The 14,883-nt window shown below is 65.5% G+C and carries 13 protein-coding genes and 1 other RNA gene; 8 read left to right on the forward strand and 6 right to left on the reverse strand.

The window, feature by feature from the left end:
- The first annotated feature begins 191 nt into the window (after positions 1 to 191).
- Genes otnI through GSQ83_RS11720 form a run of 4 tightly spaced genes read left to right on the forward strand, consistent with a single transcriptional unit; the run spans position 192 to position 3,497 of the window.
- Positions 192 to 971 carry a 2-oxo-tetronate isomerase gene (gene otnI / locus GSQ83_RS11705; protein ID WP_158803051.1) on the forward strand — a complete coding sequence of 260 codons (780 nt, stop codon included), beginning with the start codon at positions 192 to 194 and terminating at the stop codon, positions 969 to 971.
- Entirely contained in the window at positions 968 to 2,251 is a 1,284-nt protein-coding gene (otnK, locus tag GSQ83_RS11710) for a 3-oxo-tetronate kinase (protein WP_158803052.1), read from the forward strand. Before otnI ends, otnK begins: the two co-directional genes overlap by 4 nt.
- Positions 2,248 to 2,877, forward strand: coding sequence for a 3-oxo-tetronate 4-phosphate decarboxylase (otnC, locus tag GSQ83_RS11715; protein ID WP_158803053.1), 630 nt, complete (start codon positions 2,248 to 2,250; stop codon positions 2,875 to 2,877). Before otnK ends, otnC begins: the two co-directional genes overlap by 4 nt.
- Positions 2,878 to 2,903: 26 nt before the next feature.
- A complete protein-coding gene (locus GSQ83_RS11720; protein ID WP_158803054.1) occupies positions 2,904 to 3,497 on the forward strand; it encodes a hypothetical protein in 594 nt (197 codons plus the stop codon).
- Positions 3,498 to 3,553: 56 nt separating this feature from the next.
- On the opposite strand, the gene ansP is transcribed toward GSQ83_RS11720, so the two are convergent.
- From ansP to ffs, 5 genes are all read right to left on the reverse strand, one after another.
- Positions 3,554 to 5,056, reverse strand: coding sequence for an L-asparagine permease (gene ansP, locus GSQ83_RS11725; RefSeq protein ID WP_254065630.1), 1,503 nt, complete (start codon positions 5,054 to 5,056; stop codon positions 3,554 to 3,556).
- A 114-nt stretch (positions 5,057 to 5,170) separates the two neighbouring features.
- Positions 5,171 to 5,764, reverse strand: a complete 594-nt coding sequence (gene recR / locus GSQ83_RS11730; RefSeq protein WP_158803055.1) for a recombination mediator RecR — start codon at positions 5,762 to 5,764, stop codon at positions 5,171 to 5,173.
- A gap of 12 nt (positions 5,765 to 5,776) precedes the next feature.
- A complete protein-coding gene (locus tag GSQ83_RS11735; protein WP_158803056.1) occupies positions 5,777 to 6,100 on the reverse strand; it encodes a YbaB/EbfC family nucleoid-associated protein in 324 nt (107 codons plus the stop codon).
- Positions 6,097 to 8,124, reverse strand: coding sequence for a DNA polymerase III subunit gamma/tau (locus tag GSQ83_RS11740; RefSeq protein ID WP_158803057.1), 2,028 nt, complete (start codon positions 8,122 to 8,124; stop codon positions 6,097 to 6,099). The genes GSQ83_RS11735 and GSQ83_RS11740 overlap by 4 nt, the downstream gene beginning before the upstream one ends.
- A 63-nt stretch (positions 8,125 to 8,187) precedes the next feature.
- Positions 8,188 to 8,286, reverse strand: an RNA gene (gene ffs / locus GSQ83_RS11745) — signal recognition particle sRNA small type.
- Positions 8,287 to 8,370: 84 nt separating this feature from the next.
- On the opposite strand from ffs, the gene nudC reads away from it, so the two are divergent.
- A complete protein-coding gene (gene nudC, locus GSQ83_RS11750) occupies positions 8,371 to 9,294 on the forward strand; it encodes an NAD(+) diphosphatase (RefSeq protein ID WP_158803058.1) in 924 nt (307 codons plus the stop codon).
- Between the two features lie 290 nt (positions 9,295 to 9,584).
- On the opposite strand, the gene GSQ83_RS11755 is transcribed toward nudC, so the two are convergent.
- A complete protein-coding gene (locus tag GSQ83_RS11755; protein WP_158803059.1) occupies positions 9,585 to 10,157 on the reverse strand; it encodes a hypothetical protein in 573 nt (190 codons plus the stop codon).
- Between the two features lie 178 nt (positions 10,158 to 10,335).
- Between GSQ83_RS11755 and lptF the strand changes: the two genes are divergently transcribed.
- Genes lptF through GSQ83_RS11770 form a run of 3 tightly spaced genes read left to right on the forward strand, consistent with a single transcriptional unit; the run spans position 10,336 to position 14,863 of the window.
- Entirely contained in the window at positions 10,336 to 11,514 is a 1,179-nt protein-coding gene (lptF, locus tag GSQ83_RS11760) for an LPS export ABC transporter permease LptF (protein WP_158803060.1), read from the forward strand.
- Between the two features lie 4 nt (positions 11,515 to 11,518).
- On the forward strand, positions 11,519 to 12,631 hold the full coding sequence (lptG, locus tag GSQ83_RS11765) for an LPS export ABC transporter permease LptG (RefSeq protein ID WP_158803061.1): 1,113 nt from the start codon (positions 11,519 to 11,521) through the stop codon (positions 12,629 to 12,631).
- Between the two features lie 9 nt (positions 12,632 to 12,640).
- Positions 12,641 to 14,863, forward strand: coding sequence for an LPS-assembly protein LptD (locus GSQ83_RS11770; protein ID WP_158803062.1), 2,223 nt, complete (start codon positions 12,641 to 12,643; stop codon positions 14,861 to 14,863).
- The last annotated feature ends 20 nt before the right edge of the window (positions 14,864 to 14,883 follow it).

Below are 14,883 nucleotides of genomic sequence, written 5' to 3' on the forward strand. Positions count from 1 at the left end.
GTCCCCCTGCTTTTCGGGCGCATGACACCCGACACGCGACCATTAACAGATGCTGAACGATCGCTCAACACTGAGCCTGCACTGAATAATATCATGGCGCGTTGCGCCGCTTCGCGAATTCGCCCAGCACCTTCATGACTCGTCATTTTTGATCTAGCCTCCCGACAAACAGCGTCAGGAAACGCGCGCCAATGCCCCGCTTCGCGGCCAATCTCAGTATGATGTTCACGGAGCATCCCTTCCTCGACCGCTTCGCCGCGGCCTCGGAGGCCGGCTTCACGGCGGTGGAATTCCTTTTTCCCTACGATCACACGCCGGAAGCCGTGGGAGACGCCCTTCGCCGTAACGGCCTGACCCAGGCCCTGTTCAACCTGCCGCCCGGCGACTTCGCGCTCGGCGAACGCGGCCTCGCGGCACTCCCTGCCCGTGCGGACGAGTTGGCCGCCGGCGTGGACACCGCATTGCGCTACACCGCGGCGACGGGCTGCAAGACGCTCCACCTCATGGCCGGGAACGCCTCGCGCGAAAACACCTCAGCGGTGGCGGCCTATCGGGCAGGCGTCCGGATGGTGGCGGAACGTCTCGCGCCGAAGGGCATCACGCTGGTGATCGAGCCGATCAATGGCCGCGACATGCCCGCCTATTTCCTCAACGACTTCGCCTGGGCTGCCGCGCTCATCACGGAACTCAAGTTGCCGAACCTGAAGCTGCAATTCGACATCTACCACCGCCAGATCATGCATGGCGACGTGACGAAAGCGCTGGAAGCCATGATGCCCCTGATCGCCCATGTGCAGATCGCCGGCGTTCCCGATCGGCACGAGCCGGATAGCGGCGAGCTAGACGCAGCCTATGTCTTCGCCGCTCTGGACCGGCTCGGCTATGACGGTTTCGTCGGCTGCGAATACCGCCCGGCGGGAGACACCGTAGCCGGCCTCGGCTGGTTCGCGCCGTGGAGGGGTCGCGCGTGACCCTCGTCCTCGGCTGCATCGCCGACGACTATACCGGTGCCTCCGACCTTGCGAATACGCTGACGCGCCAAGGTCTGCGCACCATCCAGACCATCGGCCTTCCCGCCCCCGGCCTCGACCTGCCGGAGGTCGATGCGATGGTGATTGCCTTCAAAAGCCGTTCGATCCCGGCGGAGGAAGCCATCGCTTTGTCGCGCTTGGCCGACCGCTGGTTGCGCACCGCCGGGGCGAGCCATGTGCTGTTCAAGATCTGCTCGACCTTCGATTCGACCGATGCCGGCAATATCGGACCGGTAACGGATGCGCTACGGGCGGATTGCGGCGCGTCGATCGTCGCCGTCACGCCCGCTTTCCCCGGCACCAACCGGACCGTGTTCCAGGGCAACCTCTATGTCGGCTCCGTCCCGCTGAACGAGAGTCCGCTGAAGGACCACCCGCTCAACCCGATGCGCGACGCCAATCTCGTCCGCGTCCTCGCGCGCCAGAGCAGCAGCACTGTCGGCCTCGTGCCGATCGCCACCGTCGAAGCGGGAGTCGAGGCTTTGCGGGAAGCGCTCGCGGCCTTGGCCGCCGAGGGCTATGGCGACGCCATCATCGACGCCATCTTCGATCGCCATCTGGAGACCATCGGCGAGGCTGTGCTCGACAACCCGCTTTCGACCGGCGCCTCAGGTCTCGGCCTCGGTCTCGCCCGCGCCCTGGTGGCTCGGGGCCGGGTGACGGCAGCGTCGGCAAGCGGCGATCAACGCGCGGCGCCACCTGGTCATGCCGCCATCATCGCCGGCAGTTGCTCCCGCGCCACGCTGGAGCAGATCGCCGTCGCCGAACACGCGATGCCGGTGCGCCACCTCTCGCCCGAGCGCCTGGTGACTGAGGGCGCGACCGAGGCAGTGGAAGCGCTCGCCTGGGCCAAGTCGCGCCTTGCACTTGGCCCGGTGCTGATCGCGAGCAGTGCCATGCCAGAGGATGTGACAGCGCTGCAAGCCAAGCATGGCGGCGCCGCTGCCGGACATGCCATCGAGCAGGCGCTGGCGACCATCGCCGAGGGCCTGGTCCATGCCGGTGTCGGGCGGCTGGTGGTCGCAGGGGGCGAGACCTCCGGCGCCGTGGTCGACCGGCTCGGGCTGGCCGCGTTCCTGCTCGGTCCCGAGATCGCACCCGGCGTGCCGGTGCTGCGGACCATTGGCGACAGGGACCTCGTGCTCGCCCTGAAGTCCGGCAATTTCGGCGGACCCGATTTCTTCGCCCGCGCCCTCACCGCCATGGAGCAGCCGCTGTGAGCCATGCCGCGGCGCGCGAGGCCATCTGCCGCCTCGGCCACAGCCTCTATGCGCGGGGCCTGACCTTTGGCAGTTCGGGCAATATCAGCGTCGCGGTGCCGGATGGCTGGCTGATGACACCAACCAATGTGACGCTGGGGGACCTCGACCCCGCCCGCCTCTCTCATATCGCCACTGACGGAAGCCTCATCGCCGGCGAGCCGCCGACCAAGGAGGCCTTTCTGCATCGCGTGATGTATGAGGGTCGGCCCGATGCTGGCGCCGTGGTGCATCTGCATTCGACGCATTCCGTCGCGGTCTCCGTGCTCGCCGACATCGATCCGGAGGACGTGCTGCCGCCGATCACCGCCTATTACGTGATGCGCGTCGGCCGCCTGCCGCTGGTGCCTTATTTCCCGCCCGGCGACACCGCGCTGGCCGAGGCGGTGCGGCCATTGGTAGGCAAGCATCATGCGGTGCTGCTGGCCAATCACGGGCCGGTGGTGGCGGGCACTTCCCTCTCGGCGGCAGCGGCGGCGATCGAGGAGTTGGAGGAGACCGCGAAGCTTCATTTAATGTTAGAAGGACACCGGATTCGCCTGCTCACCCCTGAGCAGGTGGCAGTGCTGCGACATCGTTTCGGCTGAATATTAAATAAAAGAGGATTCCATCCATGAAATTCGCCCGCGTTCCTTGGGTGCTCGGCGCCCTTTTGCTTGCGGCGCCGATGCTGCCCCGACATGCACTGGCTCAGGCCTCGGCCATGGGCGGCGCCGGCAGCAGCCAGACCGTGACGATCCGCGCCTTGGTGGTGATGGCCAATCCAACGTCGCATTTGCTCGAAGTGCGGGACGCCTCGGGCGCACCGCTGTTCGTGACCTATGACCCGACGATTTCCGGAGCTGAGCGGCTGAAGCAGGGCGATGTCATCGTGCTGCATTACCATCAGGCCGTATCCTTCGTACTGTCCGGCCGCGGCACGCCGCTGCCGCCCGATTCGCTGACCACCAAGTCGAAAACCTCAGCGCCAGGCGCGGCAGATCCGACGATCGCCGCGCATGCGCGGCTGGTGGTGACGGGCCTCGTCGTTGGTGTCGACCCTTCGGCGAATACGATCTCGCTGGCACCGCCGGACGGCGGCCGTGTCGAGGTGCTGCCGGTAACCGACCCACAGATGCAGGCGCGCCTCCCCAACGTAAAAGTGGGCGACACGCTAACGGCGATCTTTACGCGCGGCGCGGCGGTGGGGATCGAACGAGGGCAGTAATGTTTACGGCGGAATGCGCCGCAACGCGCATTCCGCCGTATCGAGGTGTGACCAAATTACTTGGGATCTGAGTCGTCGTCCTCGACAGCGCGGGTCAGCAGGAAGGAAGGAATGGTTGGGCTGATGAGCGCGCTGCGCTTGAGGTAGAACCAGCCGATCGCGAGCGCCGCCGCCACGAAGGGGATGGCAACGATCGTGAAGGTACCATCGGGATAGTCGAAGCCCATCAGAACCAGCACACCGAACAGGAAGGCGAGGGTGAGCCACGATGTCAGTGGCGCGAAGGGCATGCGGAAATCCACCCCTTGCAGTTCGCCACGATTCACGGCGCGGCGAAACATCATCTGGCAGATGATGATGAAGCCCCAGGTGCTTACGATACCGAGCGAGGCGATGTTCAGCACGATCTCAAACACGCTGGACGGCACTATATAGTTCAGCACGACACCGATGAGATAGATCGCGACTGTCACAAGGATGCCGCCATAGGGCACCTTATGCACGTTCATCTTCGCGACGAAGGGCGGCGCGGAACCGCCCATGGCCAGCGAGCGCAAGACGCGGCCTGTGGAATACAATCCCGAATTCAGGCTGGAGAGCGCCGCCGTAAGCACGACCACGTTCATTACGGAGCCAATACCCGGCACGCCGAGCGCACCGAAGAAGGTGACGAAGGGGCTCACGCCCGCCTTGTATGCGGTCCAAGGCAGCAGCAGCACCAGCAACACCACGGAGCCGACATAGAAAAGGGCGATGCGCCACATCACGCTGTTGATGGCGCGCGGCAAGACCCGGCGCGCATCCTGCGCCTCGCCTGCCGCCGTGCCGATCAGCTCCACGCCCGCATAGGCAAAGACGACGCCTTGCACGATGATGATGGCGGGCAGCAGACCATGCGGGAAAATGCCGCCATGATCGGCGATCAGATGCAGTCCCGTGGTGTGGCCGGCGATGTGATGGCCGCTGATCAGGAAAACCACGCCGATAATCAGGAACAGCACCAGCGCCGTCACCTTCACCAGCGAGAACCAGAACTCCATCTCCCCGAACCAGCTCACGGCGATCATATTCATGACCGTGACGAGCGCAAGCGCCGCCAGGGCAAAGAGCCATTGCGGCACATCCGAGAAGGTGCCCCAATATTTCATGTAAAGCGCGACGGCGGTGATATCGACAATGCCGGTCATCGCCCAGTTCAAGTAATAGAGCCAACCGGCGACGAAGGATCCGCGTTCGCCTAGAAATTCCCGTGCATAGGATACGAAACTACCTGACGTCGGGCGATGCATCACAAGCTCGCCGAGAGCGCGCAGGATGAGGAACGAGAAAACACCGCAGACCAGATACACCAGCGCCAGTGCAGGTCCGGCGCTCTGAAGCCGCCCGCCGGCGCCGAGGAATAGACCGGTGCCGATCGCGCCGCCGATCGCGATCATGGTGACCTGACGGGGTTTGAGGCCTTTGTCGTAGCCATGTTCGTGCGAGTCGAGCCAGGCGCGCTTCGCATGGGCGCGAGCGGCATGATGCTCGGAGAGCGCCGGTCTGGTCTGATCGCTCACAATCGCCACTCCTTGCTGAAATGTTTCGATAATCCAGCAAATCGTGTGCCAAGCGGCAAAGGTTCTCGTTTTGGGATGTAACAATCCCGTTACGTGCGGCCTTTGAGTGACATCTTAAACAACCCGTCTTGCGCGCAGAGCCGTCGCCAGTGTGCCGTCATCCAGCACCTCCAGCGCGCCCCCAATCGGGACGCCCTGGGCAACTCGCGACACTTCCACCGGCAGTGCCGCCAGACGATCCATCAGCCAATGCGCCGTCGCGGCACCATCCACTGTCGCGCCCAAAGCCAGAATGACCTCGCGCGCCTCGCCCTCCGCTATGCGGCGCAGCAGCGGGGTCAGGCTGAGGTCCTCGGGTCCCACCCCTGCCAGCGGCGACAAAGTGCCGCCGAGCACATGGTACAGCCCGCGATGCGCTTGCGCGCGTTCCAGAGCCCAGAGATCGCCGACACCCTCGACCACGCAGATCAGCGAGCGGTCGCGCTCAGGATTGGCGCAGATGGCGCAGGGGTCCTGGCTGTCGAGGTTGCCGCAAAGCTCGCAGGGCCGCACCGCGCGGGCGGCCTCCACCAGCGCTTGCGCCAAAGGCACCATACGGGCCTCGGGCTGTTGCAGCATGCGGAGCGCCGCTCGGCGGGCGCTGCGCGGGCCGAGGCCGGGCAAGCGTGCCAGCAGCCCGATCAGCCGCTCGACTTCCGGGCCGCCCATTAGCCGATACGCCTAGAAGGGCAGCTTCATCCCGGCTGGAAGCTGCAAACCACCCGTCGCCTTCTGCATTTCCTCGGCGGCCAGCGCCTCGACCTTGCGCTTGGCGTCGGTATGGGCGGCGAGGATCAGATCCTCAAGCATCTCCATCTCGGCCGGATCGGCGAGCTTGGGGTCGATCTTGACCCGGCGCATGTCGCCCTTGCCGCTCAGCGTCACGACCACCATGCCGGCGCCGGCCTGCCCCTCGACCTCGCGGCTTTCCAGCAATTCCTGCATTTCCTGCATTTTCTGCTGCATCTGCGACGCCTGCTTCATCAGCCCGGCCAGGTTCTTCATCGATCTTCCTCCAACGCCATCTCGGCCTCGTAATCCAGGTCCGGGTTCATCGAGCCGACCAGCTCCGCCTCCGGCGGCGCGAAATCCGGCATGTCCGGCGGCATCTCTAGCCCGGCTTCGGCGGCCGGCATAACCGGAGCGGGCGGCGCTGGGAATTCCTCGGCCAGCGGATCGCGCACGGCTTGCAACTTGGCGCCGGGGAAACTCGTCAGGATGGCGCGGACCAGCGGGTGCTCACCAGCCTCGGCCAGCAGCGATTGCTCGGCGGTCTGGCGCTGTTCGTCGATGGTGGGGTCGCCAGGAGCAGCGGAGAGCGCGATGGTCCAGCGGGTGCCGGTGGCCTCACCGAGCAGGGCGGCGAGTTTCGAGGCGAGGTCGCGCGGCGCCTCGGGCTGCGGCCGCAACTCGATGACCGGAGGCGCGAAGCGGACCAGATGGACCGAGTGCAGTAGGTGGCCGTAGAGGCGGACTTCCTTCAGGTCGCGCACCAGCATCACCACGTCGCGGAAGCTCGCGGGCAAGGCGGGGGGGGCGTCCGGCGAAGGAGTTTCGGGCGGAGGCGCTTCGGCGAGTGGCTGCGGAGCCGGAGCCATGGCGGCCTGGGTTTTGGTATTGCCGTAGCTCGCGAAGGCGCGGGGCGTGTCCGCTCGAGGCTGTTCCACGCGGGTCGGTTCAACCGCGAAGGGCGGTGCTGCGACAGCGGTTGCTACTGCGACGGGCGTGGGGGACGGCGCGGCGGCGGGTGCGGGCAGGCGGGGCGCGCTGGGTTCGCCTGAAGTCAGACGGCGAACCAGCTCACCCGGCGGGGGCTGGTCGGCGAGGTAGCAGAGGCGGATGAGCACCATCTCGGTGGCGGCGCGGCGATCGGGCGCCGCCTCGACCTCCTGCACGCCGCGCAGCAGCATCTGCCAGGCGCGGCCGAGGATGGGGATGCTGAGGCGGTCGGCGAGCGCCGCGCCACGGGAACGCTCGGCCTCGGGCAGGTCGGGGCTTTGGCGCAGGTCGGGCGAGGCTTTAAGGCGGCTCAGCACATGGGCCAGCGCCAGCATGTCCTGCAGCACCAGCCCGGCATCGGCGCCGCGCTCATGGGCCTGGTCCAGCGCCGCCAGGGCCGCCGCCGGCTGGCCGCCCATGACGCCTTCCATGAGGTCGAGGACGAGGCCGCGATCGGCGAGGCCCAGCATGTCCGCCACCGCATCGGCGCTGACGGTGGCCCCGTCGTCGCCCGGCCCCATGGCGATGGCCTGGTCGAGGAGAGAAAGACCGTCGCGCACGGAACCGTCCGCCGCGCGGGCGATCAGGGCGATGGCTTCGGGGGAGACGGCGACGCGCTCGATCTCGGCGATACGGGTGAAGTGGGCGGCGAGTTCGGCGGCCGGGACGCGGCGGAGGTCGAATTTCTGGCAACGGGACAGAACGGTGACGGGAACCTTGCGCAACTCGGTCGTCGCGAAGACGAACTTCACATGCGGCGGCGGCTCCTCCAGCGTCTTCAGCAGCGCGTTGAAGGCGTTGCGCGACAGCATGTGCACTTCATCGATGATGAAGACCTTGGTGCGGGCCTCCATGGGGCGGAAGCGCGTGGCCTCGATGATTTCGCGTACGTCGTCGACGCCGGTGTTGCTGGCGGCGTCCATCTCGATGACGTCGGGGTGGCGGTCGGCGATGATGGCACGGCAGTTGGAACAGACGCCGCAGGGCTCGGCCGTGGGGCCGCCGGCGCCGTCGGGGCCGGTGCAGTTGAGGCAGCGGGCGATGATGCGGGCGGTGGTGGTTTTGCCGGTGCCGCGCACGCCGGTGAGCATGAAGGCATGGGCGATGCGGCCGGTGGCAAAGGCGCGGCGCAGAATGCGGACCATCGCCTCCTGCCCGATCAAATCCTCGAAGCGCGTCGGGCGATAGGCGCGGGCGAGGACTCGGTAGGAGGCCTGGCGGGATGAAGGCGCGGGCGTCGCCGCATCGCCGAACAGGCCGGGGCCTTCGGGTATCGGCAGGGTGTCGTCGGGGGAATCGAGATCGGCCACACGACCTCTCTAGCGGATATGGACCGTGGCCGGGAGAGGGCGCTGAGTGCGGGCGCCTGGAGAAGCGGGGGGCCGGACGATGACCCGAGCGGAAACTCGTTGCGGCTGCTTCCTTCCGGACCTGACCGGGTTGGCGAGGTGCCCGTCCACCGCCGACCCCCCTACGCGGTATTATCGCGTGGCAGCCTTCCCGCTGCAAGTGTCGCGCTGGGTTGTCCGCTCGCGGCGGCCATGCGACCAAGACCCATGAACGCTATCAGACCCTCCCGCAAAAATATGTACACCGGCAGCCCGCTTGACCGCATGGCGGAGCGACGCCCGGATGCGGAGTGGATTGCGGATGCGATCGCGGCGGAGACCGCCCTGGTGGTGCCGCTGTGGCGCACCAAGAGTCTGCTGCGAAGCGAACAGGCGCCGGCGGCGGTTTTTGTCGAGCCGACCGCGGCATTGCGCGGCGCGGTTGAGCCAGCGGAGTGGGTTTTCCTTGGCATGTGGAGCGGGCGGCCTATCTTCACGGTCGATCTCAGCGCGACCGAGGAGCCGGCGGCGCTGCTGCCGCCCGATCATGGCGCGTTTGGCGATTTACGCGGGATCGCGAGCCTGTTGCCGGCAGGCGAGGCATCGATCCTCGCTCATGCGCGCGGGCTGCTGCACTGGCGTAGCCGGACCCGGTTCTGCAGTGTTTGTGGCGCGCCCTGTGAGCCGACGGGCGGAGGGCATGTCATGCACTGCACCGGCTGCGGCACGGATCACTTTCCGCGCACGGATCCGGCGGTGATCATGCTGGTGACGCGCGGCGATTCCATTTTACTCGGCCACGCCTCGCGTTTCCCGACGGCGATGTATTCGACGCTGGCGGGTTTCGTGGAGCCGGGGGAAAGCCTGGAAGAAGCGGTCGCGCGCGAGGTCTATGAGGAAACCGGCATCCGGGTCGGCCATGTCGCCTATCATTCGAGCCAGCCCTGGCCGTTTCCGGCGTCGCTGATGCTGGGCTTTTACGCGGAGGGGCTGACCGAGGAGATCACCCTGCACGACGCGGAACTGGCGGATGCCCGCTGGTTCACCCGCGCGATGTGCCTGTCACCCGAGGAGCATGGTTTCCAATTGCCGGGCGGCGACAGCATCGCGCGTCGGCTGGTCGAGGACTGGCTGGCGCATCCGGCTGATTAAGCGCGCCAACACGTCATGTTCGGCGAAGGCCGAGCATCCACGCCTTCGCTTGCGCGACGAAGCAAGGCGTGGGTGGCACGCCTTCGCGTGCCATGACGGATTTTTCTGGTCGCCCTTCGATACAAGATCACGCCCTCAGAGCACGTGGAAGATCAGCAGCAAAATGATGATCGGGATAGGGATCCCCAGCAGCCATAATAGAATTGCCGGCATCGCGGCCTCCTTCGTCTTGATGATGAACCGATCTCCGACTTGGGAATCGGCCGCGGTTCCTCAAGCCGGGCGGTCGATCACGGATTAGTCGGGTCGCGTGCGAAGCGTGTCGCGAGGCGCGACCGTAAGGCGGCGAAGCGGCGGCCGGAGCTGACGGCGCCGTGGTTGCCGCGCAGAAGCCGCGCTACGCCCGCGCGGACCCTCCGCCAGCTCGGCCCCACGATGCTGGTCGCCCAGCGGCGGCTCGCCTCAACCTTGCCATGCAACCATGCGAACCAGCCAATCGTCATGAGAGCAGGGCGGCAGGCTTGGTAAATCCAGAGGGCGATGATCACCCCCACTCCCTTGATGAGCACCACGACGGCGGTCGCCGCGGCGTATTGCTTGTGGGCGAAGAGGAAGGCGGCATAGAAGCCGCCGACATGGCTCATTGCCTCCGGGATGAGAAACAGCGGAAGGATCGCCCAAGGCGGCAGCCGGGCCAGACGCGCCTCAAGATGGCGAACCGGCGTCCAGCGCCGCAGCACGCGCGACCCCGAGCGCAGCATCGCCTCGCCGAGCACGAGCATAAGCGCGAAAGGCAACAGGAGGGCATCGACGAGTCGCCGCCGCCAGCGGGCGCGGCCTTGGCCGAGGAAGGGTTGAGGCATGGCGACCTTCTACGCCACTTCGCCCATTCCCCGCACCTTAACTCCCCCCAAGGTAGGGCCGCCCAAAAACAGGGACGGCCGGGGCTTTTGTGAATTCCGGCCCCCTCCATTAGAACCGGCGCCTCCCGACCCGGGACGCTGCCGCGCCGCCGACGAGGACAGGATACGACACGCAGATATGGCGACCGCCTCCCCCTTCCGGTCCGGGTTCACGCGCCTGGACCGCTATATCTTCAAGCAGGTGCTGACGGCGCTGATCGCCGTCACCGTGGCACTCGTCGCCCTCATCTGGCTCACCCAGTCGCTGCGTTTCGTCGAGCTCATCGTCAATCGCGGCCTGTCGCCCTTCGTCTTCCTCCGGCTGACTGTGCTGCTGATCCCGAGCTTTATCGCGGTGATACTGCCCATCACGACCTTCGTGGTGGTGCAATTCGTCTACCAGCGGCTGGCCGGCGACCGCGAATTGACCGTGATGCGAGCGGCCGGCCAGTCGCCACTGGCGCTCGCCAAGCCTACCTTGCTGCTGACCCTGCTCGTCACGCTGTTCTGCTACTGGCTCAACCTCTCGGTGGTGCCGGCGAGTTTCGCCGCCTTCCGGGAGTTCCAGTTCGAAATTCGCAACCGCATCGCCGCCTTCCTGCTGCAGGAGGGCGTGTTCACGCCGATTGCCCCGAACCTCACCGTCTATGTCCGCAAACGGGACCAGGACGGCACGCTGCACGGCATCCTGGTCGATGACGAGCGCAGCGGAACCGACCCCACCACCATCCTCGCCGAAGGCGGCCGGATCATTCCCGGCCCGCTCGGTCCGCGCGTGGTGCTGTTCAAGGGCGTGCGGCAGGAGGTTGATGCCAAGACCGGGCGCCTCAACCTGCTGAGCTTCAGCGAAAACGTCATTAACCTCGCCGAAAGCGCCGGCGGACAGGATGCCCGCTTCCGCGACGATTCCGAGGTTTCCCTGCATGATTTGCTCAACCCGCCGCCCGGCGAGATCAGGCCGCAGGATATCCCGAAATGGCGGGCCGAGGCGCATCGGCGGCTCGCGGCGCCGCTCACCATCATCTCCTACGCAATGGTCGCCCTCGCTTCGGTTCTTACCGGCGCTTTCCGGCGGCATGGCGGTTTGCTGCGGCCGCTGATCGGCGTCGCCATCACGGTGGGATTGGTGGCGCTGGGGCTAACGGTCAACAATATCGCTGCACGCGACAGCGCTTGGCTGCCTCTTGTCTGGGCCCATGCGGTGCTGCCCGGGCTGATCGCCGGATGGCTGCTACTACGGCCTGAGCGCTTCCGGGTTCCGGCACCACCCGAGTCTCTCGTCTCCGCGCGTCCCGACACCGTTAGCGGGCCGGGCTGAGCCGATGTTCCCGTCTCCCATCCTGACGATCTACATCAGCCGGCAGTTCTCCGTCGCGGTGGCTTCGGTCCTTGCCGCCCTTACCGGGCTGGTCTCGCTCTTCGATTTCCTGGAGTTGCTGCGTCGCTCGGCCTCCCGCCCCGACGCGACCTTCAACCTCATTGTCGAGATGGCGCTGCTGCGGACGCCCTGGGTGGTCATGACGATCCTGCCCTTCGCCATCCTGCTTGGGGGCATCTGGGCCTTCTGGCGGCTTACCCGCTCTTCTGAACTGGTAGTGGCGCGGGCAGCCGGGCTTTCAGCCTGGCAGTTTCTGGGCGGCCCGGTGCTGTGTGCCCTCGCCCTCGGGCTCTTTGCCGTCGGGGGGCTGAGCCCGGTCTCGGCGGCGCTGTTTGCCCAGGCGGAGCGGCTGCAGGAAAGCTTCCTCGACGCCGGCGGCGGTCCGCTCGCGTTGAATGGCGGCCAGCTCTGGCTACGCCAGGCGGACAATACCGGGAGTGTCCAGGGTGTCGCCATCATGCATGCGCGTGGCGTGATGATGAGGGATAACGTGCTAACCGCCTCGCAAGTCAGCATCTTCCGTCTCGGTCCCAACGATCACATGATCGACCGCATCGAAGCGATGCAGGCGCGGCTCATTCCCCACAGCTGGCTACTCGCCAATGCCCGCGTCCTCGTGCCAGGAAAGCTGCCCTCACCACCGAGCGCGATGGCGATGCCGACAGACCTGACTATCGACCGCATCCAGCAGAGCTTCGCGGCGCCCGAGGCGCTTTCCTTCTGGCGCCTGCCGGGCTTCATCCATGTGCTGGAGCGCGCGGGCTTTTCGGCGGTGGGTCACCGCTTGCGATTCCAGGCTTTGCTGGCACTTCCGCTGCTCTGTGCCACGATGTCCCTGGTGGCGGCCGGATTCTCGATGCAGAGCAGCCGGAGAGGCGGCGTGGGGCGGATGATCGGCGGCGGAGTCGCAGCCGGCTTCGCCCTTTTCATGCTCTCGAATATCGCTGAGCAGTTTGGGCAATCAGGGGCGCTCCCTGTGGTATTGGCGGCTTGGGCGCCGGCCGCCGCCGGCCTCATGCTCGCGCTGTCGCTTCTTCTCCATCTCGAAGACGGCTAAGGATCGGCGATGTCCAAGACGAGTTACGGGATCGGCCTGATCGCCCTCGCCGCCACAGTCGCAGCGGTCGTCGCCGTACCGCGCGTCCAGCACGCCCATGCCCAGATCGCCGGGCTTACGGGCGGCGAGACGGCATCCGACGCGAAGCAGCCAGTGACGTTTCGGGCCGATCGGATCGAATACAACCAGAAGTCGAACATCGTCACGCTGAGCGGACATGTGGAGGCGTGGCAGGCTGGCCACGTCCTATTCGCTGATCACGTGCTGTATGACCGCAACACCAATATTTCCGATGCGATTGGTCACGTGGTGCTCATCTCCCCCGACGGGCAGGTGGTTTACTCGGATTACGCCGAGCTCAGCCGCGACATGACCAACGGCATCATGAAGTCGATGAACGTGACCTTGCCGAGCAACGCCAAGCTCGCGGCGAATGGCGCGAGGCGGACCGAGGGCAAGCTCAACGAACTCAGCCATGCGGTCTACACGGCCTGCGAGGTCTGCCTGAAGCATCCCAAAAGTTATCCGCTTTGGCAGATTCGCGCGCGATCGGGCGTGCAGGATCTGCAGCATCACGTGATCGAATACAAAGACGCGACGATGCAGATCTACGGCGTTCCGGTCGCGTATTTTCCCTATTTCTGGCATCCCGACCCGACGGCCAAGCGGATGAGTGGCCTGCTCATTCCCAGCATCGGCGTCAATAGCCATCTCGGTGGGTTCCTCGACCTTCCCTATTATATTGTGCTCGACGACCAGTCCGATGCGACGGTCACGCCGATCCTGACGACGCATAACGGCGCCGCCGGTGACCTCAAGTATCGCCGCGCCTTCAATTTTGGTCAGGTAAATGCGGATGTTTCGGGCGGCTACGATGAGGGCAAGCTGGAGGGCGCTCTCTTCGCCCATGGCACCTTCGACCTCAATGACACCTGGCGCGCGGGCTTCGATTTCGAACGCGCATCCTCGGTCAGCTACCTCAACGACTACTCCATCCTGCCGAGTGTCAACGAACTGACAAGCGACGCTTATCTCGAAGGTTTCGGCAACGGCTCCTATGCCCGCATCGACAGCCGCTGGTATCAGGGCCTCACCGACAGCGTGACCGACAGCGAGTTGCCGGTGGTGCTGCCGCATGCCGAGTATTCCTTCACCGGCACGCCCGATACCCTCGGCGGCCATGTCAATTTCGATGCCAGCTTCTTTAATATCCTGCGCAGCACCGGCACGAACACGCTACGCGGCGCCGCGACGACCGAATACGAACTGCCCTTCCACGACAATCTCGGCGGCCAGTGGAGCACCGTCTTCCACCTTGACGCCGCAGGCTATTCCGCGCGCGACCTGAGCCAGTTCCCGAACTTCTCGACCGGCGCGAATGACGCGCAGACCGCGCGGGCCCTGCCGCAGATCGCGCTGAATTATCGCTGGCCGTTGATCAACGATAGCGGGCGCTGGGGTTCCGAATTGATCGAGCCGATTTTCCAGCTCATCGCCGCGCCGATCGTGGGCAACAGCGTCGACAAGACCAATATCCCGAACGAGGACAGCTTCGACTTCAATTTCACCGACGCCAACCTGTTCGGTTTCAACAAATACCCAGGCCTTGATCGGCTGGAGAGCGGCATGCGCGCCAATCTTGCGCTTCATGGGGCTTGGTATCTGAACAATGGTAGCGTGATCGACGCGCTGGTCGGCCAGTCCTATCGCGCCCACAAGGATGACACCTTCCCTGTCGGCTCCGGCCTTGAGGACAATATCTCGGATATCGTGGCGAAGATTTCCTATACGCCGAATCAGTATGTCGATTTCACCTATCGCACGCGACTCAGCCACGTTTCGCTGCAAAATGAATTCATCGATGCCTTCGCGACGGCGGGCGTTCCGATACTGCGGGTCTCGGCGGGCTATCTATATTCCTCCACCGATCCCTACTTCTTCTACGACGGCGTGCCGCCGCCGGCGTCCTATTTTACGCCCCGCAACGAAGCAACGCTGGGCATTAGCACGCAGCTCCAGCAGTGGACGCTGAACGCCTCCGCGCAGCGCAACCTGCAAACCGGGCAATTCGACGCGACCAATCTTGACGCGACCTGGCAGAATGACTGTCTCGCGCTTAGTGCCAGCTTCAGCCGCCGTTACACCTCGGTCGCGGATGACGACGGTTCGACCACGTTGCTGTTCCGCGTGGTCTTCAAGACCCTCGGCGGCATCGGCTTCAACGCCCTCTAATGCAACAACAAGAAACTCGA

The sequence above is a fragment of the Acidisoma sp. L85 genome, assembly GCF_009765865.1.
Lineage (GTDB): Bacteria > Pseudomonadota > Alphaproteobacteria > Acetobacterales > Acetobacteraceae > Acidisoma.

Bases quoted from the DNA above. Each gene is read 5' to 3' on its own strand.
- GSQ83_RS11720 (WP_158803054.1), top strand. From the start codon at position 2,904: ATGAAATTCGCCCGCGTTCCTTGGGTGCTCGGCGCCCTTTTGCTTGCG.
- nudC (WP_158803058.1), top strand. From the start codon at position 8,371: ATGAACGCTATCAGACCCTCCCGCAAAAATATGTACACCGGCAGCCCG.
- GSQ83_RS11735 (WP_158803056.1), bottom strand. From the start codon at position 6,100: ATGAAGAACCTGGCCGGGCTGATGAAGCAGGCGTCGCAGATGCAGCAG.
- GSQ83_RS11770 (WP_158803062.1), top strand. From the start codon at position 12,641: ATGTCCAAGACGAGTTACGGGATCGGCCTGATCGCCCTCGCCGCCACA.
- recR (WP_158803055.1), bottom strand. From the start codon at position 5,764: ATGGGCGGCCCGGAAGTCGAGCGGCTGATCGGGCTGCTGGCACGCTTG.
- GSQ83_RS11755 (WP_158803059.1), bottom strand. From the start codon at position 10,157: ATGCCTCAACCCTTCCTCGGCCAAGGCCGCGCCCGCTGGCGGCGGCGA.
- lptG (WP_158803061.1), top strand. From the start codon at position 11,519: ATGTTCCCGTCTCCCATCCTGACGATCTACATCAGCCGGCAGTTCTCC.
- lptF (WP_158803060.1), top strand. From the start codon at position 10,336: ATGGCGACCGCCTCCCCCTTCCGGTCCGGGTTCACGCGCCTGGACCGC.
- otnI (WP_158803051.1), top strand. From the start codon at position 192: ATGCCCCGCTTCGCGGCCAATCTCAGTATGATGTTCACGGAGCATCCC.